At 44.1% G+C, this 21,569-nt stretch carries 21 protein-coding genes, 1 tRNA gene and 1 pseudogene; 12 read left to right on the top strand and 11 right to left on the bottom strand.

Annotated elements, in window-relative coordinates:
- Window positions 1-161: 161 nt before the first annotated feature.
- Both F6J94_RS07355 and F6J94_RS07350 read left to right on the top strand, forming a co-directional pair.
- Window positions 162-344, top strand: coding sequence for a hypothetical protein (locus tag F6J94_RS07355; protein ID WP_293038660.1), 183 nt, complete (start codon window positions 162-164; stop codon window positions 342-344).
- Window positions 345-622: 278 nt separating this feature from the next.
- The gene (locus F6J94_RS07350) at window positions 623-799 is read left to right on the top strand and encodes a hypothetical protein (RefSeq protein ID WP_293038657.1); all 177 of its coding nucleotides are present in this window, start codon (window positions 623-625) and stop codon (window positions 797-799) included.
- On the opposite strand, the gene F6J94_RS07345 is transcribed toward F6J94_RS07350, so the two are convergent.
- Together F6J94_RS07345 and F6J94_RS07340 are read right to left on the bottom strand one after the other, a co-directional pair.
- A complete protein-coding gene (locus F6J94_RS07345; protein WP_293038654.1) occupies window positions 768-2,420 on the bottom strand; it encodes an AarF/ABC1/UbiB kinase family protein in 1,653 nt (550 codons plus the stop codon). The two genes, F6J94_RS07350 and F6J94_RS07345, sit on opposite strands and share 32 nt — an antisense overlap.
- Before the next feature lie 26 nt (window positions 2,421-2,446).
- Entirely contained in the window at window positions 2,447-2,572 is a 126-nt protein-coding gene (locus F6J94_RS07340) for a hypothetical protein (RefSeq protein ID WP_293038651.1), read from the bottom strand.
- A gap of 89 nt (window positions 2,573-2,661) precedes the next feature.
- Here F6J94_RS07340 and F6J94_RS07335 point away from each other — a divergent pair.
- Window positions 2,662-2,734 (top strand) — tRNA-Phe (locus F6J94_RS07335).
- Here the strand turns inward: F6J94_RS07335 and F6J94_RS07330 are convergent.
- The 6 genes and pseudogenes from F6J94_RS07330 to F6J94_RS07305 form a co-directional block, all read right to left on the bottom strand.
- A complete protein-coding gene (locus F6J94_RS07330; protein ID WP_293022990.1) occupies window positions 2,716-2,886 on the bottom strand; it encodes a hypothetical protein in 171 nt (56 codons plus the stop codon). The two genes, F6J94_RS07335 and F6J94_RS07330, sit on opposite strands and share 19 nt — an antisense overlap.
- Window positions 2,855-3,367 (bottom strand): hypothetical protein, encoded by a 513-nt coding sequence (locus F6J94_RS07325; protein ID WP_293022993.1) that lies wholly within the window; start codon window positions 3,365-3,367, stop codon window positions 2,855-2,857. The genes F6J94_RS07330 and F6J94_RS07325 overlap by 32 nt, the downstream gene beginning before the upstream one ends.
- 58 nt (window positions 3,368-3,425) lie before the next feature.
- Window positions 3,426-3,752 (bottom strand): annotated as a pseudogene (locus F6J94_RS07320) (DUF433 domain-containing protein).
- A 247-nt stretch (window positions 3,753-3,999) separates the two neighbouring features.
- Complete coding sequence (gene acnB / locus F6J94_RS07315) at window positions 4,000-6,609, bottom strand: bifunctional aconitate hydratase 2/2-methylisocitrate dehydratase (protein WP_293038675.1); 2,610 nt, start codon at window positions 6,607-6,609, stop codon at window positions 4,000-4,002.
- Window positions 6,610-6,778: 169 nt separating this feature from the next.
- The gene (locus F6J94_RS07310; protein ID WP_075899478.1) at window positions 6,779-7,201 is read right to left on the bottom strand and encodes a DUF4278 domain-containing protein; all 423 of its coding nucleotides are present in this window, start codon (window positions 7,199-7,201) and stop codon (window positions 6,779-6,781) included.
- A gap of 269 nt (window positions 7,202-7,470) precedes the next feature.
- The gene (locus F6J94_RS07305) at window positions 7,471-7,653 is read right to left on the bottom strand and encodes a DUF4278 domain-containing protein (protein ID WP_070392931.1); all 183 of its coding nucleotides are present in this window, start codon (window positions 7,651-7,653) and stop codon (window positions 7,471-7,473) included.
- Window positions 7,654-8,402: 749 nt separating this feature from the next.
- On the opposite strand from F6J94_RS07305, the gene F6J94_RS07300 reads away from it, so the two are divergent.
- Window positions 8,403-10,973, top strand: a complete 2,571-nt coding sequence (locus F6J94_RS07300; RefSeq protein ID WP_293038648.1) for a HEAT repeat domain-containing protein — start codon at window positions 8,403-8,405, stop codon at window positions 10,971-10,973.
- Between the two features lie 343 nt (window positions 10,974-11,316).
- On the opposite strand, the gene F6J94_RS07295 is transcribed toward F6J94_RS07300, so the two are convergent.
- The 3 genes from F6J94_RS07295 to sufR all read right to left on the bottom strand — a co-directional run bounded on the left by F6J94_RS07295 (window position 11,317) and on the right by sufR (window position 14,157).
- Window positions 11,317-12,228 (bottom strand): hypothetical protein, encoded by a 912-nt coding sequence (locus F6J94_RS07295; RefSeq protein WP_293038645.1) that lies wholly within the window; start codon window positions 12,226-12,228, stop codon window positions 11,317-11,319.
- 799 nt (window positions 12,229-13,027) lie between these two features.
- Window positions 13,028-13,285 (bottom strand): hypothetical protein, encoded by a 258-nt coding sequence (locus tag F6J94_RS07290; protein ID WP_293038642.1) that lies wholly within the window; start codon window positions 13,283-13,285, stop codon window positions 13,028-13,030.
- A 206-nt stretch (window positions 13,286-13,491) separates the two neighbouring features.
- A complete protein-coding gene (sufR, locus tag F6J94_RS07285) occupies window positions 13,492-14,157 on the bottom strand; it encodes an iron-sulfur cluster biosynthesis transcriptional regulator SufR (RefSeq protein WP_293023008.1) in 666 nt (221 codons plus the stop codon).
- A gap of 392 nt (window positions 14,158-14,549) precedes the next feature.
- On the opposite strand from sufR, the gene sufB reads away from it, so the two are divergent.
- From sufB to F6J94_RS07245, 8 genes are all read left to right on the top strand, one after another.
- On the top strand, window positions 14,550-15,989 hold the full coding sequence (gene sufB / locus F6J94_RS07280; protein ID WP_075899490.1) for a Fe-S cluster assembly protein SufB: 1,440 nt from the start codon (window positions 14,550-14,552) through the stop codon (window positions 15,987-15,989).
- A 227-nt stretch (window positions 15,990-16,216) separates the two neighbouring features.
- Window positions 16,217-16,351, top strand: a complete 135-nt coding sequence (locus tag F6J94_RS07275) for a hypothetical protein (RefSeq protein WP_293038640.1) — start codon at window positions 16,217-16,219, stop codon at window positions 16,349-16,351.
- Complete coding sequence (gene sufC, locus F6J94_RS07270) at window positions 16,344-17,132, top strand: Fe-S cluster assembly ATPase SufC (protein WP_293023016.1); 789 nt, start codon at window positions 16,344-16,346, stop codon at window positions 17,130-17,132. The genes F6J94_RS07275 and sufC overlap by 8 nt, the downstream gene beginning before the upstream one ends.
- A complete protein-coding gene (gene sufD / locus F6J94_RS07265) occupies window positions 17,132-18,481 on the top strand; it encodes a Fe-S cluster assembly protein SufD (protein WP_293038638.1) in 1,350 nt (449 codons plus the stop codon). Before sufC ends, sufD begins: the two co-directional genes overlap by 1 nt.
- Before the next feature lies 1 nt (window position 18,482).
- Window positions 18,483-19,745: a SufS family cysteine desulfurase gene (locus tag F6J94_RS07260; protein WP_293038636.1), complete on the top strand. Its 1,263-nt coding sequence runs from the start codon at window positions 18,483-18,485 to the stop codon at window positions 19,743-19,745.
- Between the two features lie 175 nt (window positions 19,746-19,920).
- Entirely contained in the window at window positions 19,921-20,121 is a 201-nt protein-coding gene (locus F6J94_RS07255) for a hypothetical protein (RefSeq protein WP_293038635.1), read from the top strand.
- 1 nt (window position 20,122) lies between these two features.
- Entirely contained in the window at window positions 20,123-21,022 is a 900-nt protein-coding gene (locus F6J94_RS07250) for an Rpn family recombination-promoting nuclease/putative transposase (protein WP_293038632.1), read from the top strand.
- 290 nt (window positions 21,023-21,312) lie between these two features.
- Window positions 21,313-21,569, top strand: a 257-nt coding sequence (locus F6J94_RS07245) for a PD-(D/E)XK nuclease family transposase (RefSeq protein ID WP_293038629.1), incomplete at its 3' end; no start/stop codon positions are given.

Below are 21,569 nucleotides of genomic sequence, written 5' to 3'. Positions count from 1 at the left end.
CAATTAAAGTAGGGTGGGCAAAGTAATCTAATCTATCAATACTTAAAAGAACCAAACAGTTTTTGCCCACCCTACAAGCTAAAAACTATAGCCTAGAACAAGTTAATTTTTATGCTATACTATAGAGGTTTAATCACCAGTATTGCAGTCAGTTTTTTCTGATGACAAAAGTAGAACAGATTCAAGCTGAAATTGAGGCTCTCTCTAAGGAAGATTTCGTGCGCTTGAGAGAGTGGTTTGCTGAAAGAGACTGGTTACTCTGGGATAAACAGCTTGAAGCTGATATCGCCGATGGGAAGTTAGATGTAAGCCGTCAGCCGTCAGCTGTCAGCCGTCAGCCATAGTCAAAAAAAATACCAATTAAAGTAGGGTGGGCAAAGTAATCTAATCATTAATACTCAAAACAAACAAACAGTTTTTGCCCACCCTACAAGCTGTTCGCGTAGCTTCTTACTTGAGGAAGCAATGATAGCTAAATCCGAAGGAAAATTACAGGATTTGTAAGGGGTGAATTTCAGTGATGTTAATCCCTGGTTCAGATCCCCCTAAATCCCCCTTAATAAGGGGGACTTTTTAATCTAATTCCCCCCTTTTTTAAGGTTTAGCAGTCGAAGCAAAGCTGTTGAATCTAATTCCCCCCTTTTTTAAGGTTAGGGGGGATCAAAGTTCGATCCCGATTCCCGATTCCCGATTCCCGATTCCCGATTCCCGATTCCCGATTCCCTACTCCCTACTCCCTACTCCCTACTCCCTACTCCCTTATCAAATTACCGTAACCTTCCCGAACGCAAGATACTAACAATCAGCCACAAGCCTAAAAAACTAGCAGCAGCAAACAGGATATTAGTAACCACAGAAATCTCGGGAGTTTGGCTTCCTGAGGCCACAATTGCTGCACCGATAATCAGGGAACCGACTACAATACTGAAGGAGAGTCGATTAGCGGAATCATCGATACTGTAACGTAGTTTGTCTAGCTCTGGGACAGTAATATTCCATTTCAGGGTTTCGGAACTGACCCGGTTTAAAAATAATTCGATTTGAGAAGGCGATCGCAATGACAGGCTTTTGATATCCAAAACCGTTCTCAGAAGGGTTTGTAAGGGATCATCTCCCAGGAGTTGACGCCGAAACACTTCCGTAATCAGGGGTTTGATTTGGTCGAGCAGGTTAATTTCAGGATAAAACCCACGGGTAACCCCTTCCAAGTTAGCTAGGGTTTTGGCATATAAACCCATATTACCGGGTAAGCGGATTTTATTATTGCGCGAGACTTGCAGTATCTCATAAAACACTTCACTAAAGTTGATTTTGGAGAGGCTTCGGTTGTAATACTTGCGCAGCATACGGTCATAGTCATTTTCCAGGCCAGATAAATTGACCGACTCACCAGCTTCAGATAGTTGTAGGGTTAACTGAGCACATCGCTTGCCATCTAAATCTACAATTGCTAAGAGCATCTCCGTCAAAATCTGTTGGCTGCGGGGGTCTAAGCGTCCAATCATCCCACAGTCTAATAAAGCGACGCGACCATCCCTCAGATAAAATATGTTTCCGGGATGGGGGTCAGCATGGAAGAAGCCATCGATGTAAACCTGCTGGAAAAAAGCCCGAAATAACAGGGTGGTAATTTCCCGTCGCTGGGTCTGGGTATCTTTGCCCTCTCTAGTTTGTGATAATTGCGCCGATAGCAGAGGTGCCCCTTCCAGCCACTCAATGGTGAGTAGCTTTTGGCTGGTCAAATCCCAGTAAATCTTTGGTATGACTAATTGCTGGGAATCGAACCAGCGGCTATTGGATAGATTACTGCGGAGTTTATCGGTATAGTTAGCTTCTTGGGTAAAATCCAGTTCTGCTTCTAGGGCAGTAACAAATTCATCAGCTATGGCAACGATATCGTAAGTCTTACCAAATTCCGTCAGAGAGACTAACTCTGCTAAGCCTCTAATGATAGCAATATCTTGGGCAACTATCTGGTCAATCCCAGGACGTTGCACTTTCAGGGCCACCTCTTGACCATTTTTGAGGGTAGCCCGATGGACTTGACCAATGGAACCAGCAGCAATGGCTTGGGGATTGATGGTAGTAAAGGTTTCTGAGATTGGCTTGGCTAGTTCTTGCTGTAGCAGGCTTTCTATTTCACTCCAGGCTACTGGTGGTACATTGGCTTGCAAGTCAGTCAGGACTTCAACATAGGCTCCTGGTAATAGGTCGGGACGGGTAGACAGAAGTTGTCCTAACTTAACGTACACCGGACCTAAATTGATTAAAATGTTGCGAAGGACAGCAGGAGGGGGGAGTTGAGGTTCGTCATTATTTTTGTTGCCCGTTAGGAGTCCTCGCATGTAATCCCAACCGTTTCGGAAGACAACTTCTAGGATTTCTCGCTGGCGGGTACTGGTTTGAGTTAGGGAAAACATTGGCTGAGGGTGGTTGAGTCATTTGGTTATATACTAGACTTCGCGGCAAAGTGGGGAATAGGGAATCGGGAATCGGGAATCGGGAATCGGGAATCGGCAACAAGAATTGATGCCACAGCGTCGAAGCCTGTGGCACAAGGGCTGGATCGCACAAAAAAAAAATTTCTGATCTACTTGCCAATCCAGATTAGGTTTGTTAGACTTAATAAGGCGTCAAAAAAGACAAGCCGAAAAAAGACAAGCCGGGATAGCTCAGCTGGTAGAGCAGAGGACTGAAAATCCTCGTGTCGGCGGTTCAAGTCCGCCTCCTGGCATCTTCTTTAAATTGGGTGAGTTGCAAATTCTTGGGTTTTAGGGAATCGGGAATCGGGAATCGGGAATCGGGAATCGGGGAAAAATCCTGTGTGGCTGATTGCTGATAGCTTAAATAGACTTCAATCCCACCAATAGCAAACAACAACTGCATCGCGATCACGTTGAATACCGTCTCCCCATAATGCCCCTTCGTATCGATATCTTAATCGGCGTTTGAGTCGGTAACTATACTCTTCGTTTGTGCCATCAGTTACCTCTACCGAGTCAGCTCGCCATTTTTTACCCAAATCGATTAGTTGGGAAACTTTGGTATCTTGATTTTCTGCAAGTATGTATAGGGTATCTGCTGGATAGGCCACAAAATGAATAATGCTGCTATCTGGCATTGGACGATAGTTTGCCATTGCCAGCAGGGTATCTAGCAAACCACCAAAACTTAACCCATGTTCATCTGGGGCAAAGACTGGTTTGGTAAACAGAAAGCTTGCCCATAAATCTCTGTGCTTGGAAAGGTCAGTAATAACTTCTGGGCCATCAAACTCATTGAATCGGCGCTGCCAAACTAAAGCAGCAAATAGTTCTTGGGGAGAATACGATTCAGCAAGGGATTGGATTTTAGTCAAGTCAAGCATTGTTGTTATGAGGGGTTTTACCTCGCCTAACTTCTTCTGCGTAAAAACGTGCCATCTACTAGGCTACCTCATTGCGCTCAATCGCTATTTCGATTTCATCGGGGTGAGCTTTTGCGTATACCCAAGCATTGGCTAAATCAGCAGCTGTAATTGTTGGATAACTTGTTAAAAGGTCACCATCACTGTATCCAAGACGACGAGCTTCTACAATTACCCAGACCGTAATACGAGTATTGGCAATACAAGCTTATTCCCCACAAACTCTAGGGTTTTTCTCAATTCCTTGCCAATTGTTTGTGAGACTTTGAGCCAGTAACTGAATAACCTGCACTTTTTCACTAGGGCTAAGGGCAAGAAGTTGTTGCTCTAAGTCTTGAAGTATCACGGAGGTAAATCCTTTGCTATAAATCTGATCTTAGTATAATATCATGTTAATAGAATCACTTCTCAAAAAATATACCTTACTTTTGGTAGGTAATCTTCCTCCTTATCCCCTGTTCCCTGTTCCCTGTTCCCTGTTCCCTTTTATCTACTAATTATAAGTGTTCAACCAACCTTGATATAAGTGATAAAAATAATCGGGTGAACCCAAAAGCTCACCCGATTATTCAGCTAAACTAAACTAAACTAATCTACTTAAGGGTTCCCGCTGGGATGCCTAAAATATCTTCAATCTTGGGCATTTCTTCGATAGGAATCACCCGTCCTTCATCTTCAAATCCAGCGATTTGATCAAAATTCAAATACTGATACAAATCACTAGCAAAGGGATTAATTTTCTCGGCTACAATTGACTGATACTCTTCAGCGCTGGGAATCCGACCTAACAAGGCACAAGCTGCTGCTAATTCAGCAGAACCCAAATAGACTCGGGCACCTTTACCCATACGATTATTAAAATTACGAGTAGAGGTAGAGAATACGGTGGCTTTATCAGCAACCCGAGCTTGATTCCCCATGCACAGGGAACATCCAGGCATTTCAGTCCGGGCACCAGCTATGCCAAAGATACCGTAAACCCCTTCTTCTTTGAGTTGTTTCTCATCCATCCGGGTAGGGGGACAAATCCACAACCGAGTGCTAACAGGGGGTTCCCCTTCTAGGACTTTGGCAGCGGCACGGTAGTGTCCAATATTGGTCATGCAAGACCCAATGAAGACTTCATCAATGCGATCGCTTGCGACTTCAGACAACAATTTCACATTATCTGGGTCATTGGGAGCCGCTACAATCGGCTCAGTGATTTCATTCAAGTCAATCTCGATAATTTCAGCATACTCTGCATCTGGATCGGCTTCCATCAGTACGGGATTTGCCAACCATTCTTCCATCTTGGCCACCCGACGCATGATCGTACGGGCATCTTGATAGCCTCGTGCCACCATATTTTTCAGTAGGGCGATATTGGAACGCAAATACTCAGATACTGTTTCTATTCCCAGCTTAATGGTACAGCCAGCACAAGACCGTTCCGCAGTAGCGTCAGTAAGTTCAAAGGCTTGCTCAACTTTCAAATCGGGCAATCCTTCTATTTCCATAATCCGTCCCGAGAAGACATTTTTCTTATTCTTCTTCTCTACCGTCAGCAACCCTTGTTGAATAGCCACATAGGGAATAGCATTGACAATATCCCGCAATGTTACCCCTGGTTGCAATTCACCTTTGAACCGCACTAACACAGATTCGGGCATATCTAAGGGCATGACTCCCAAAGCGGCACCAAAGGCCACTAATCCAGAACCGGCAGGGAAGGAAATGCCTAGGGGGAAACGGGTGTGAGAGTCTCCACCAGTGCCTACGGTATCAGGTAATAACATCCGGTTCAACCAAGAGTGGATAATGCCATCCCCAGGACGCAAGGCTACACCAGCACGAGAGGCAAAGAAGTCGGGCAATTGTTTATGGACTTTGACATCAACGGGCTTGGGATAAGCAGCAGTATGGCAGAAGCTTTGCATGACTAGGTCGGCACTGAAACCAAGACAAGCCAGTTCTTTTAATTCATCCCGAGTCATGGGTCCTGTGGTATCCTGGGAACCAACTGTAGTCATGATCGGTTCGCAAGAGCTACCAGGACGAACACCCGGTAATCCACAGGCTTTACCGACCATTTTCTGCGCTAAGGTGAAGCCTTTGCCTGTATCTTCTGGTATGCTTGGACGGGTAAACAGGGGACTTGGTTCTAATCCCAAGGCTTCCCGGGTTTTATCCGTAAGCGATCGCCCAATCAGTAACGGAATCCGTCCACCAGCACGGACTTCATCGAGGATGGTATCGGGTTTGAGGGTAAAGGTGGAAATGACTTCCCCAGCTTGGTTAGTGATTTCACCATTGTAGGGATGGATAGTAATCACATCCCCAGTTTCCATTTTTGAAACATCGCACTCAATGGGCAATGCACCAGAATCTTCAGCAGTGTTGAAGAAGATCGGGGCAATTTTGCCACCTAAGATATATCCCCCAGCTCGCTTATTGGGAACATAGGGGATATCTTCACCGATATGCCAAAGTAAGGAATTAATTGCGGATTTCCGGGATGAACCAGTACCAACAACATCCCCAACATAAGCCACAGGATACCCGTTTTGTTTTAATTTAGCAATAGTATCTAAAGCCGACGGTATCCGAGATTCCAACATGGCCAAGCCATGTAACGGAATATCTGGGCGAGTGGTGGCGTGAGTGGCCGGGGATAAGTCATCGGTATTGGTTTCTCCGGGTACCTTAAATACAGTCACAGTAACTGCTTCCGGTAGTTTGGGACGCCCGATGAACCAAGCAGCATTGGCCCAAGCATCGATGACTTGCTTGGCGTAAGGATTGATATCGGAAATTTCTAGAACATCATTGAAGGCATCAAAGACAAGTAATGTCTTACTTAGGGCAGTAGCGGCTTCTGCTGCTAGGGTGGTGTGATTAGACTGGAGTAACTCAACTAGGGATTGGACATTGTAGCCTCCGACCATAGTACCCAATAGGTCTACAGCACCCTGGGGGGAAATTAGGGGACTAGTGAGTTCTGCTTTTGCGATCGCAGTTAAAAACCCGGCTTTGACATAAGCTGCTTCATCCACTCCAGGGGGAATGCGATCGCGTAACATAGCCATTAATGCTTCTTCTTCCCCAGCTGGTGGATTTTGCAGCAGTTCACAAAGTTGGGATGTTTGCTCAGCACTTAGGGGTAGGGGAGGAATTCCTTTAGCTCCCCGTTCAGCTAGGTGTTCACGATAAGAGTTCAGCATCATAGATTTACCTGTGCGCGGGCTTCATGTAAGACAATTGTTACAAAATATTGCCCTACCAGAGTGTGGCAAGTCATCAAAGCATCAAAAATCAAAGCATCAAAAAAGCGATCGCTGTGGATCGCTGTGTCTGATGTTAGAGAGTTGTGAGAGTATCTGGGTTAACTCACTAGATAGGCTGCATCTGCTTTGACTCATCTTCTAGAAGCCTGACCAAATTCTGATCACCGTTAGCTTTAGCTACCTCTAGACGATGTTCCAAAGTTTGGCGCATCGTAGCCAGATGAACTTTTCTGCTCTCATTCAAGACTTTTTGCAGCCGGTGGCGAGCAATCGATGTCTTTGCCGCTACAGTAGAAATCGATTTAGCCATTGGTTGAGAATCAGCGACAGTATTAGTTACAGTTGCATTACCAGTGCAGTAAGAAACACCACGCCATTTCAGATGATTTACCGGTGGCGGTTCAGGCATGTGTCTGGGATAGTGAACTCTCCAATTCTGAGCCCGATAAGTGCCACCAATTTCACCCTCTCTCACTTCTAGTAGAGAGGGTTCAGCGTCGTAACTTACACCACGATACCTAAGTTTCATATCTATTACCCCTCCGATTGACTAATAATAAGATCAGACTACTTTTTTCAATAGTCTTGAGTGCTTTGAATAATGTTGAGTACTGAAATATTGAGTAATGAAATCTTGAGTACTAGAATGCTGAGTACCGAAATGCTGAGTACCGAAATGTTTAGTACTGAAATGTTTAGTATTGAGTAATATGTGATCAATGTTTACTCAGCCCTGAGGTCTTGACGCACCCAGCACCCAGCACTTTTTGACTCAAACAAAACTAGTGATACAAAGAGCTACCCTCTTTTATAGCTAACACCACGATAGGTCATGTTAGCCGATGATTTACGCCAAGGATTATGCTTAATCCGGTGAACTTTCCAGCTATGACCCCGGTAAGTTCCACCAATTTCCCCTTCAGATACTTCTAGGGTAGATGGTTCACTTTGATAACTAACACCTCGGTAAGAAAGTTTCATTGCTCGAATACCTCCGATTGGATTGCTTAATGAGATTGCTTAATGGAATTGCTTAATAAGTTGCTTGGCCAAGAATTGCTTAATAAGTTGCTTGGCCAGGTGAGGAATTCTGTCTAAGGGTTAGGCAAGCCTGCCCTAGGTATTACTTTCTTGGATTCTCTACGGCTGATCTACTTCAGGACATCTGAGTTGAGAGCGACTGAGCCGACAGAGACCTCAATGCTTATTTAATTCCAATTTTTAATTCTGTATCTATTTTGACACTTTTTTCGAAAAAAGTCAAATGTTAAGAAAAAAAAACCAAATTAGATCCTATCCAGTGATTAAGGTTATAGGCTAAGGAGGTTCTGACCAAGTTTGCTAGCTCCTCGGAAAGCACGGAAGCCCTCAACTACGCCTCTTGTCCCTAATACTCAATAATTAATACTTAAGTATTAATTATTGAGTATTAATGCCTAAAACTTAATATTTCTAAAACTTAATATTCCTAAAACTTAATATTTAAAACAGTAAGCTATCAGCGCTGCCTCCCCAAGACCGCGCTGCATCGCTCCTAAACTCCGAAACGTGAGTCTAGTTTACTTCTGACTTCTGACTTCTGACTTCTGACGCTAAGCGTAGCGCTATATCAGGGAGTGGGGAATCTTCAAGAGTACCCCCAAGGGTACTTTTATAGCCCTTGAGAGACATAAAACTGGATTTTTGAAGAGATTCTTGTATCTATACTAACGAAACCTTGGAGAACTTCTATGATTAGGTGCATAAAACAACCCACTTCCTCAGTGCTCAAGGTGTTTTTACTGGGCTGCTCATTGCTACTGCTGCCCTGTAGTCCTGCCTTAGCTCAAGGGTGTACTCAAGCAGAGATTAAGACTAATATCGCCAGATTCAACGATATAAACAATACAATCGCTAAACAAGCTATAGTCCAATGTGGTCCAAAATCTGTCTATTTACTGATTGAAGCCCTGAAGACGGATAAATCTGCTGCAGTTCGGGAGGGAGCTGCTGTTGCTCTGTGGAGTATAGGAGAGGAAGCGGATCAAGCTGTCCCTTGGTTGATTAAAGCCCTAAGGAACGATGAGTCGGCGACAGTTCGTGCCAAAGCCTCTGCTGCTCTGGGATTGATGGGAGAAGCATCTTATGAAGCTATCCCTGATCTGATTGATGCACTTAAGGATGAATCTGCTGAAGTTCGCGCCAATGGTGCTTATGCCTTAGGGAACTTGGGAAAGAAAACCCATGAGGCTGTACCTCACCTAATTGAAGCCTTGAGGAATGACCAATCTGCTCAGGTTCGTGCTAACGCTGCTTATGCCCTAGGGAATAAAAAAGAGGCAGCCAAGTCAGCTGTACCTTACCTGATTGAAGCGCTAAAGGATGAAACATTCTCGGTTCGTATGACTAGCATCAATGCCCTAGAGCAGATTGCCGAGAAAACTAAAGATGTTGTTCCCCAGCTCATTGAGCGACTCAGGAACGATAAATCTGTCCTGATCCGGATTCGCGCTACCGAGGTACTAGGGGAAATTGGAGAGGCAGCTAAGGATGCTCTGCCTCTATTAATTGAGTTGCTTGAGGATAACTCAGTCTATGTTCGCTATTATGCCGCCTCTGCTCTAGGAAAGATGGGAACGGAAGGGGTTCAGGCTGTCCCTGACCTAATAGATGTCTTTTTCAAAGATGAATCTATCGATGTTCGCTATTCCGCCCTCTCTGCCGTTGTCGAAATTTCTTCTAAGGTTGGAAAACAGAGGAAGCAGCTCACCAAAGTGCAATTGGAACAATCCATACTGGAATTTGAAACAGTTATTCAAAGGCTAGAGCAAGACACGGAGAAAATTTTCCAGGATAGATGGATCGAAACCGTGCGTGGTGGTCTTGATAATCTCCAGCAAGAACAGGATTCTCGTAGTTATCAGAAAATTTTTAGCAAAGGGGTGATTATCTGGCTAACTCATATGCTGTTTTGGTTTGGACTAATACTGGTTTATCCCAAATCCCCCCAAGTCCAAGCTATCTTCTTTTGGAATCCCTCGGTGCGGAAGTTTTTTGGACTGGGGTACGTAGGCATAGCCCTAACTTGGATTCCCTTTCTACGCTCGAAGTTATTTGCCCCCTTCCAGGAATCCTTGCTGTCAGATGCAGATTTAGAAAACTTTGATGAACAAGCTTACTTTCCTAACTTGGAAGTCCAGCCCCAGGGAAGAAGTATAACGCAACCCATTCAAGAAGCAATACCGGATCTGGAATTACCCATTGTCCTGGAAGGAGAATCAGGATTAGGGAAATCGATGTTTCTACGGCACTTAGTGAAATCATCTAAGCGGATCATCGTCTATTTACCTGCTGAGAAATGCGCTAATGGCGTGATCGAAGCGATTCAAGCAAAACTTCATGGATTCGCCCAAGACTCTGGTTTCTTGCGAGACCTGATTTACAGTGATGCCATTGATATCTGTATTGATGGACTCAATGAAGTCACTCCAGACACACGAGCGATGATTACCACTTTTGTGGAAAGTTACTTCAAGGGCAATATTATCATCGGGACCCAATCCATGGAGTGGCAGACCCCCTCTTGCGCTACAACCTATGTACTGCAACCATTGAAACCTAAGCAGATTGAGAAATTTTTACTATCGCGCTATAAAATTATGCCCCCAGATGCTCCCATCTCGGGTATAAAGTACAAACAAGCCTGCGAAAAGTATATTGACACCGTTTTACATCAGTACCAATCAGAAGAAGAACACAGAGCTGTGCGTCGGATGCTGTCTAACCCTATGGACCTGACCATAGTGGCTCAGATGATAGCCCATGGGCAGAAACCAGACTTGCTGAATTTGCAGCAACAGCAGTATCAATATATGGCTCAGGAGTATGAACAACTCTATCTGAGAAAATTTCCCCTAGAGGCATTTGCTGAGACAGTTTACCAGATGCGCTTGCAAGATGAGGTAGCTATACCAGCTGAGAAATGGTTTGAAGAACTGATTTGCATCGAACGCCACAAAATGGTTTTGTCCCGTCTGTTTGTTGACCATGAAGGCAATGATCGAAAAGAATGGTATTTCCGCCACGACAAAATCCAGGACTTTTTCATCGTGCAGACCTTTCTAGGTGAGGGAAATGATTTGCCAAACAAGCATATCAGTGACCCTAGGTTTCGCGGTGTGTACTTCCTCTTGGCAACTCTACTGCCGTGGAATGCTGCTTGGCGCTTGCGGGAAACCTTAATTAAATACGCAGCGAATACTAAAGACCATACAGTTAGTGATACTTTTGTTCAACTGTTGTTGTCCCGACAAGCGGCATGATCTGTTGAAGGTTGAGGGTTGTTGGTAAGAATGTAGAATGCAGAATGTAGAATTAATAATTAAGAATTAAGAAGGGAGAATGAAGAATGAAGAATGAAGAATTAAGAATTAATAATTAAGAATTAAGAAGGGAGAATGAAGAATGAAGAATGAAGAATTAAGAATTAAGAATTAAGAAGGGAGAATGAAGAATGCAGAATTAAGAATGCAGAATGAAGAATGGAGAATGAAGAATGAAGAATGGAGAATGAAGAATGGAGAATGAAGAATGGAAAATGCAGAATTCCAAATTCTAAATTCTAAATTCTAAATTCTAAATTCTAAATTCTAAATTCTAAGAAGGTTAAGGGTTCTGATAAAAGCCCATGACTCTCTGGACATAGTCAGCAGTTGCGCCACTGTTGCAGCCAGAGGGTTTTCCTGTCATCCACCAACAGGCGGTACGGCGAACAGCAATCATTTCATTGTTGCCACTATCTGTCAATTCAATATCCAGTTCCCGTCTGATGATACAAGCCACAACACTGCGTGCTGTGGTCGGGTCCGCTTCAAATTGTGCAGGAGTCATTGCCTGTCCTGTACATTGAGATGTCCAGCTCGGGATAATGGCGGGTAAAACTTGCCACTGGCTGTACATGCCATCATTGGGACGATTGGGTGGTGCCGAAAGCCGCAGTGCTTCTACCAGAGCATTGACTTGCGGATCAAGAGTGTTGACTTGCGGATCAAGAGTGTTGACTTGCTGATCCTCTACTTGTGCGAATACTGGTGTTGACCTATGGGGCTGCTGATAAAAGCCCATGACTCTCTGGACATAGTCAGCAGTTGCGCCACTGTTGCAGCCAGAGGGTTTTCCTGTCATCCACCAACAGGCGGTACGGCGAACAGCAATCATTTCATTGTTGCCACTATCTGTCAATTCAATATCCAGTTCCCGTCTGATGATACAAGCAACAACACTGCGTGCTGTTGCCGGGTCGGCTTCAAATTGTGCAGGTGTCATGGCCTGTCCTGCACATTGAGATGTCCAGCTCGGGATAATGGCCGGTAAAACTTGCCACTCGCTGTACATGCCGTCATTGGGACGATTGGGTGGTGCCGAAAGCCGCAGTGCTTCTACCAGAGCGTTGACTTGCTCATCCTCTACTTGTGCTGATACTGGTATTGCCCACAACCCCACACTCACTATTATTCCGGTCAAGAGCAGATTTTGAAATTTATTGATTACTTTATTGATTACATTTAAAGTGATCATTTTCAGATTTATTTGATATCTAAAATTAACTGAACTAAGAATGCTACTGGTCGCGACAGTGCTCAGGGAACTATGAATAATTAATGATTAATAATGATAACCCATGCTAGGAGTTAGGGGCTTGTACTTGCAAAACGATTAATGCAGAATTGTTAAATTCTGTATCTTATGTGTCTTATGTGTCTATTATGTATGTGTATGTATGTGCCGATTCATCGTTCATCATTCCTAAGACATAGTTCCTGAGACTTAAGGAATTTTTGATAATAATCCGATGATGATGGGGACTGTGAACAATAGAGCAATAATATCTAAAATCGTGATGGCTGCGAAGCGAATTTGTTGAGTATTCATGATGCACCGTTTCCTTGAGTATTAACAGCTGACCTAAGAATGCTAGCGGTAACTTAAATCCATTTCATCGATTTAGATCACGCAAGACTGTGATTTCTGACAATCTATCTATGTGATATTGATCACTAATTTTAACCAAAATACTCTATACTATTCTATACTGTAATTTATAAAGAAAAGATTAAATCGCTGTAGGGCGCTTGATAGCGTAGACCATTGGTAAGTTTTTACTAGTGACAGGACTAAAATTAGTCCCAGAGGAACTATATTATATAAGTGCTTTAAAAATTATTAACGCACCCAAAGGATTTAATATTTATTTTATGAATAAGCTTTAAATTACTGATTTTTGATTAGGTTTGGTTGAGGTTTGTTTGTCAACAGTACTAGGCAGTAAACTATGAACAAACAACCGATTATATCAAGTCCAATGAATCACTTCTAATTACCATTTCAAAAATGCTGCCTCAACCCCTTGTTCTCGCCGAATCTTACTATCCTTCTCAAACCACTCGATGATCTGCTGATGGGTCAACTCTTCCATGGGCACCCCAGTATCTTGTGAAATATGCTTCAACAGTCTGAGGGAGGAAATCGTTAAACGAGTTAAAAATTTCTCTGGGGAAGAGAGCAATGCTTGGTCTACATCAGCGGATTCTTCCGGAGTTAAGAATTGGATTGAGGATTGCTGGGAATCAGCCATAAGGGTTTTCAAGGTTGACTACATAACTTTTAAGCTATCAGCTATCGGCTAATGCACTATGTCACAGGCTTCTAGCCTGTGCCACGCAAGCTAGTTGAGGTGCTATTAGCCAAAGGCTTGTGGCCAAAGGCTGACAGCTGAAGGCTGACGGCACCTCAAGTAGCGTGCGCGTAGCGCTTAAGCTTACAGGCTTAGTTATTGGCATGTTAGTTATTTGCTGGCGCTTTGATTAAATAGCCACACTGATGCTCTCCATTATTGAGCCAGTGAGTACGCTCGACTGTACAATCTGGCAATACGGCGGCAAACATTTCCAATTCATGACCACAGACACTGGGGTAAGATTCGGCAACGTTGGAAATAGCACAATTGTATTCAGTTAAAATATACTGCTCACTAACCCCATTATTTAAATTACCTGATTCTAGGGTGTGCCACTCTGCCATATAACCTTCTAGTCTACGTAGTTCTACCAACTTGGCTACTCGCTCTCCCACTGTACCATTCCCGATACACTCCCGGTATTCTTGAGCTTTACGTTGCCATTGCTTTTGTAAAATCGTGCTAGTCTGTTCACGACCCAAGGTTTCTGTCATGGTATCGAGCAGGGAAACAGAAAACTCTCCGTAATGATGGGGAAAGCGATCGCGTCCTTTGTGAGAGAGGTGATAGATATGTTGAGGACGCCCCATACCAATTTGAACAGCTTTGTACTCAATTAGCCCTTCTGCCTCCAATTCTTTGAGATGACGTCGAATAGCTTGGGCGCTAACCCCTATGGCTGTGGCTAACTCCTGGGCTCTTGCTCGATCCTGTTTGAGGAGATATTGTAGGATGTCTCGCTTGGTGGAAGTTTGCTGAGTAGGCATCATGGGCTTAGGAGTTGGGGAATTGGGTAACAGGGGAAGGGCACTCAGGCTTCCCTTTGGTGCTTGTCGGTACCGTTATTTCTATTTAATCTAAATTCTCTTGACTTTAACAACATGTTTGTTGTTAATATAACCTAGAATAGAGTTAAACAACAAAAACGTTGTTTTAATCCACCCAGTAACCAGATCACATCCCGTGGGCATGAGGAAGCTATGGATTTTAGTTGTAACCGGCGATAAAAGCAAGCCGCTGTCTTGATGCAGTCGCTACCCGCAGTCTACAACCTCTAACCTTCCAAGCTGCCAACCTACTCTACGGGAAAGTCAAAGGCGAACAAGCTATCACTGTGTTTGTAACTCTGTTGAATCCTTAATGATAAGAGAGCACTAAATCGATGACTGCCACTGTCAAGACATTAGTCAACCAGCCCTATAAGTACGGCTTTGTCACAGATATTGAAGCGGATACCATTCCTCGCGGACTCAATGAGGATATTATCCGTCTGATTTCGGCTAAGAAAAACGAACCCGAGTTCATGCTGGAGTTTCGCCTAAAGGCGTATCGACAATGGCAGAAAATGACCGAGCCAACCTGGCCCCATGTCACCTATCCTCCCATTGATTACCAAAAGATTATCTACTACTCAGCACCCAAACAGAAGAAGGAAAAACTCAATAGCCTGGACGAAGTTGACCCAGCTTTACTGGAAACCTTTGATAAATTAGGCATTTCCCTATCTGAGCAAAAGCGGCTGGCTAATGTAGCAGTGGATGCCATCTTTGATAGTGTCTCGATCGCCACTACCTTCAAAGACAAGCTGGCTGAGTCGGGGGTAATTTTCTGCTCGATATCGGAAGCTTTGCAAGAACACCCAGAGTTAGTAAGAAAATACCTGGGTAGTGTTGTTCCTGTGGCAGATAATTACTTTGTTGCTCTCAATTCTGCTGTTTTCAGTGATGGTTCCTTTGTCTATATTCCCAAAGGAGTCAAGTGCCCGATGGAACTGTCCACCTATTTCCGGATTAATAATGGAGATACTGGACAGTTCGAGCGTACCCTAATTGTGGCGGAAGAAGGGAGCAATGTTAGTTACCTAGAAGGCTGCACTGCGCCGATGTACGATAGTAACCAGCTGCACGCAGCGGTGGTGGAACTGGTTGCCCTGGACAATGCTGAGATTAAATACTCCACGGTGCAAAACTGGTTCGCTGGGGATAAAAATGGTAAAGGTGGGATTTACAACTTTGTTACCAAGCGAGGATTGTGCAAAGGAGTTAACTCGAAGATTTCCTGGACTCAGGTAGAAACTGGTTCCGCGATTACTTGGAAGTATCCCAGTTGTGTTCTAGTGGGTGACAATTCCATTGGTGAATTCTACTCTGTTGCTCTAACCAACAATCTCCAACAAGCGGACACGGGTACCAAGATGGTGCATATCGGTAAAAATACTCGCAGCACCATCATTTCTAAAGGGATTTCTGCTGGTAAGTCCAAAAATAGCTACCGGGGTCTAGTGAAAATTGGTCCGAAGGCCAAGGGTGCGCGAAACTATTCCCAGTGTGATTCCATGTTGATTGGGGATACGGCTGAGGCGAATACGTTTCCCTACATTCAAGTCCAGAACAACATGGGCAAAGTGGAACACGAAGCCTCGACTTCTAAAATTGGTGAAGACCAGCTATTTTTCTTCGCTCAACGAGGGATTTCAGAAGAAGATGCGATCTCCATGATGGTGAGTGGCTTCTGTAAAGATGTCTTCAATGAACTTCCCATGGAATTTGCTGCTGAAGCAGATAAACTTTTAAGCCTGAAGCTCGAAGGCACAGTGGGCTAACTAAGGTTAGCAGGTTGAATGTTGAATGTTGAATGTTGAATGTTGAATGTTGAATGTTGAATGTTGAATGTTGAATGTTGTTAGCAGGTTGAAAGCGATCGCTTTCAGTTGCGTAGGGTGCGTTAGGGACGGGCTCGCCCTCATTTTATCGGTAGCCACTGTTGGGAAAGTCCGTCCCGTAACGCACCACCTGGTCTAATATTTATTACACCTGCTAACATTCAACCTTGGCCTTGGCCTTTGGGCCACGCTACGCGAATGGCCACGCTACGCGAACAAACTTAAACCTGATAACATTCAACATTAAACCTGATAACAACACTTCTGGGATAAAGCATTTATTATCAAGTCGAAATGATTAGTGAAACTAGTGAAATAATATTGTCTGTTCGGGATTTGACCGCAGATGTGGATGGTAACCAGATTCTGAAGGGATTGAATCTGGAAGTTAAAGCTGGAGAAATCCATGCGATTATGGGGCCAAATGGTTCTGGTAAGAGTACTTTGTCTAAGGTATTAGCGGGTCATCCAGCCTATGATGTCACAGGAGGCGAGGTAAGTTTTTTAGGGCAAAATCTCTTAGAAATGGAGCCGGAGGAACGGTCTTTAGCTGGAGTATTTCTGGCGTTTCAGTATCCGTTGGAAATTCCTGGTGTCAGTAATTTGGATTTCTTGCGGGTGGCTTACAATTCCCGTCGAAAGCACAAGGGATTGGAAGAAATTGATACATTTGATTTTGAGGATTTAGTTGAAGAAAAGCTGGAAATTGTTAAAATGAATCCCAGCTTTCTAGAGCGTAGTCTAAATGAAGGCTTCTCTGGAGGAGAAAAGAAGCGGAATGAGATTCTCCAAATGGCACTTCTAGAACCTAAGCTGGGGATTTTGGATGAAACGGATTCGGGCTTGGATATTGATGCCCTCAAGATTGTGGCCAATGGGGTGAATCAATTGGCAAGTAGCGAGAATGCGATGATTTTGATTACTCACTACCAACGTTTACTGAATTATATTGAGCCGGATTTTGTTCATGTGATGGCAGATGGTCGTATACTCAGGACTGGTAGCAAGGAGTTGGCTCTAGAGTTGGAATCCCGTGGTTATGACTGGGTGCTAGAAGACGAGACTGCTGAGGTGAGTGTCTGATGACTATGGAAGTTTCTGTAAAACGGGAGGTTTCTTATTTGTCGGCACTGCTAGAGCAATGTCGCCAGGATAATCCAGTTGAGATGGATTGGTTACAAGAGCTAAGTAACCACGCTAGGGGGATTGCTCAGGAATTGGCGATTCCCACCACTAAAGATGAGGAATGGCGGTTTACGGATTTGTCGCCACTGATGCAGGTGACGTTTGAGGCTGCTGTAGCTGTTGATACAAGCACCTTGGATATTAGTCCGGTAGTTTTGCCAGAGGCGGTTAACAGCCGATTAGTATTTGTCAATGGGATTTATGCCCCCGAGCTATCGTCTTTGGCTGGGTTGCCTGAAGGGGTGTTTGTGGGGAATTTGGCCGAGTTGCCATCAGAGTATCAGAGCCGAATTGCTGATTATTTGGGCAAGCAGCAGGGGGCAACCGATGTGTTTACGCTGCTTAATACCGCTGGTTTGACTGATGTGGCGGTGATCTGGTTGCCTAGGAATACTGAGGTGACGGTTCCCATTCATCTGCTGTTTGTTTCCATGGCTGATGGGGTGCCTAGGCTGTTTCAGCCCCGTTGTTTGGTGGTGGCGGAGGCCGGTAGTCAGCTGAGTTTAGTTGAAGAGTATTGGCAAGGCCAAGAGGAAAATAGCGCCCAGGGTGTTTATTTGACCAATTCCGTGACCGAGGTATGGGTTGGGGAGAATGCCAGAGTGACTCATATCCGGGTTGATGGGGAAAGTAACCAGGCTTTCCATGTCGGTAAGAGTGCGATCGCACAAGCTCGGAATAGTTTTTATAGTTCCCATGGGGTAGCCTTTGGGGGGAAGTTATCTCGCCATACTCTGGAGGTGTTTCAGATGGGTGAAGGGACCGAAACGATTCTAAATGGCTTGACGGCGATTAGTGAGCAACAGTTGGCAGATACTCATAGTGCGGTGATGTTGAATCATCCCAATGGCATCAGTAATCAGCTGCAAAAGTGCATTATAGATGGTAGTGCTCATGCGGTGTTTAATGGTAAGGTTAGTGTTCCTCAACCAGCGCAGTTGACCAATGCAGCTCAGTTGAATCGTAATTTGTTGCTATCGCCGAAGGCTAGAGTTGATACCAAGCCTCAGTTGGAGATTACAGCTGATAATGTGAAATGTTCCCACGGTGCTACAGTCAGTCAGCTGGAAGCGGATGAAGTCTTCTATTTGCAAAGTCGTGGACTGAAGGAAACCGATGCCCGTAACCTGTTGATTGATGCGTTTGTAGCAGAAATAATCAATCAAATTCCCCTAGCTTCTCTTCGTCAAAGACTTTCGGAAACAGTCATAAGTTCAAAACGGGAACGGAATAACGTTCAACAGTAAAATGACCTTAACTCAAGAAAAAACCATTGCTGATCAAGTCCGGGCTGACTTCCCTATTTTGCACCAGGACGTTAACGGTAAACCGCTGATTTACTTCGATAATGCGGCTACTGCCCAGAAACCGGTAGCAGTACTGGATGCATTGCGCCACTACTACGAAATGGACAATGCTAATGTTCACCGAGGTGTCCATACCCTTAGCACTAGAGCTACAGATGGTTATGAGGGGGCACGGGATAAGGTAGCTAGTTTTGTAAATGCCCAGTCACGACAAGAGATTGTTTTTACCCGCAATGCTTCGGAAGCCATTAACTTAGTGGCTTACAGCTGGGGTTTAGAAAATCTGCGCCAGGGAGATGAAATTATTCTCTCGGTTATGGAACACCACAGCAATCTGGTGCCTTGGCAAATTATTGCTCAGAAAACTGGGGCGGTACTAAAGTATGTGGGATTGACAGAGACTCAGGAGTTTGATTTAGAAGAGTTCCGACAGCTGATTTCTGAGAAAACCAAGCTGGTAAGTGTGGTTCATGTCTCCAATACTTTGGGATGTATTAATCCGGTAGAGGAAATTATTGCGATCGCACACAACTATGGCGCTATGGTAATGATTGATGCTTGCCAAAGTGTCCCCCATATGCCCATTGATGTCCAAGCTATGAATTGTGATTGGCTAGTGGCATCGGGTCATAAAATGTGTGCTTCCACAGGGATTGGCTTTCTGTATGGGAAACTAGACTTACTCCAAGCGATGCCTCCATTTTTAGGTGGTGGTGAAATGATTGCGGAGGTATTTCTGGACCACTCCACCTATGGGGATTTACCCCATAAATTTGAAGCAGGGACACCAGCCATTGCTCAAGCGATCGCACTTGGTGCTGCAGTAGACTATCTCACTGGGTTGGGTATGGATACTATCCATAGCTATGAAGAAGAATTAACGGCTTATTTGTTTAAGCAGTTGCAGGAAATTCCCGATCTAATCATGTATGGTCCCCAACCAACAATAGATGGGAAAGGTAGGGCAGCCTTAGCAACATTTAATGTTAAAGGATTGGATGCTAGTGATGTGTCTACGCTATTGGATCAAGACGGTGTAGCTATTCGTTCTGGGAATCATTGTACTCAACCCTTGCACCATCGTTTAGGAGTGACGGGTACAGCACGAGCTAGTTTGTATTTTTATAATACATTTGAAGAGATTGATCGGTTTATTGTGGCGTTGAAAGAAACAATTGAGTTTTTCAGAAGTGCTATGGAGTGAATATAGCAATTATTTGGGTGAGGTACTTTTGTTATGGGTTTTAGGGAGTAGGGAGTAGGGAATCGGGAATCGGGAATCGGGAATCGGGAACAGGGAAAAAATATCTAGCAATTATCTTTTCCATGAGGTGCAAAGGGATCCCCCTAAATCCCCCTTGAAAAGGGGGACTTTGAGGTTGATAAGTGTACCTCATACATGCCATAAATTACATACCTCATTAGGCTATAAAAAGCTAGATAGCAATCCTAAATTAATTGTTATAATTATTAATCAGAAGTTACCTACTCCCTACTCCCTACTCCCTGTTCCCTATTTCCCTACTCCCTACTCCCTACTCCCTACTCCCTGTTCCCTATCAGCCATAAAAGCATTTTGATATGGTTTTCCCGTTGCCAGATAAATACATTGACTTGCTCACAGATTTCGGCTTTAAACGTGTCTTTGGCACTGAGCCAAATAAGGCACTGCTAATCGACTTCTTGAATACTCTGTTGCCTCCCCATCATCAGCTGAAGAATGTTACCTTTAAGAATCCCGAGTTTTTGGGCAATACCTTAGTGGATCGAAGGGCTATTTTTGATATTTATTGTCAGAGCGAGACTGGTGAACGGTTCATCGTAGAAATGCAGAAGGCCAAGCAAAATTTGTTTAAGGATAGAAGTGTATATTATTCTACTTTCCCGATCCAAGAACAGGCTGAACAGGGATTTTGGAACTATGAGCTCACGGCAGTTTATACGGTTGGCGTCCTAGATTTTGTATTTGATGACCACAAGCACGATTCAGAACTGCTACATGTGGTGGAGTTGAAAAATCAGCACTGTGAAGTGTTCTACGATAAGCTCAAGTTTATTTATGTTGAGCTACCGAAATTTACCAAGTCTCTTGATCAGCTGGAGTCCCATTTTGACAAGTGGTTATTTTTATTCAAACATCTAGCCCAGTTGAATGAACCCCCATTACCCTTGCAAGAGGATGTGTTTGCCCAGCTATTTGATGTTGCAGAGATTGCCAATTTTTCATCTAGGGAGCAAGCGCTATATCAGGATAGTCTGAAGGTCTACCGGGATATGTACAATGTTACCCAAACCTTGATTGATGAAACCTTGGAACAAGGCATAGAACAAGGTAGACAACAAGGTATCAAACAAGGTAGAGCAGAAGGTAGACAGGAAGAAAAACAGCAGATTGCTAAGCAGATGAAGGCCGCAGGGTTACCTGCTCAGGATATTGCCCAATATACGGGGTTGAGTATGGATGAGATTGATCGGTTGTAGGTTTAAATTGCTTCAAGAGTTATTCCCCGTCTGTTTAGCGTTGCTGAATCAAGCTATGAATAGGAGTATAGTGAGCATCCTGCCTGCCCCAGAATATTGATAACGGGCAAGATGCCCATTCCACAAATAGGATAAACGCTATAGTTAATCTATCTATCAGTGTTTATCATAGCGATTAAAAGCACTATACTATAGCAATCCGTTTAGGAATTGTTAGAATTTATAAACATAAGTTTCCTACTCCCGACTCCCGACTCCCGACTCCCTATCAGCCATAAAAGCATTTTGAAATGGTTTTCCCGTTGCCAGATAAATACATTGACCTGCTCACGGATTTCGGCTTTAAACGTGTCTTTGGCACTGAGCCAAACAAGGCACTGTTGATCGACTTCTTGAATACTCTGTTGCCTCCCCATCATCAGCTGAAGAATGTTACCTTTAAGAATCCCGAGTTTTTGGGCAATACCTTAGTGGATCGAAGGGCTATTTTTGATATTTATTGTCAGAGCGAGACTGGTGAACGGTTCATCGTAGAAATGCAGAAGGC

This window comes from Moorena sp. SIO1F2 (genome assembly GCF_010672755.1).
Taxonomy (GTDB): domain Bacteria; phylum Cyanobacteriota; class Cyanobacteriia; order Cyanobacteriales; family Coleofasciculaceae; genus Moorena.
The sequence above is the reverse complement of the archived record's forward strand: the minus strand, read 5'-3'. Positions and strand labels throughout refer to the sequence as shown.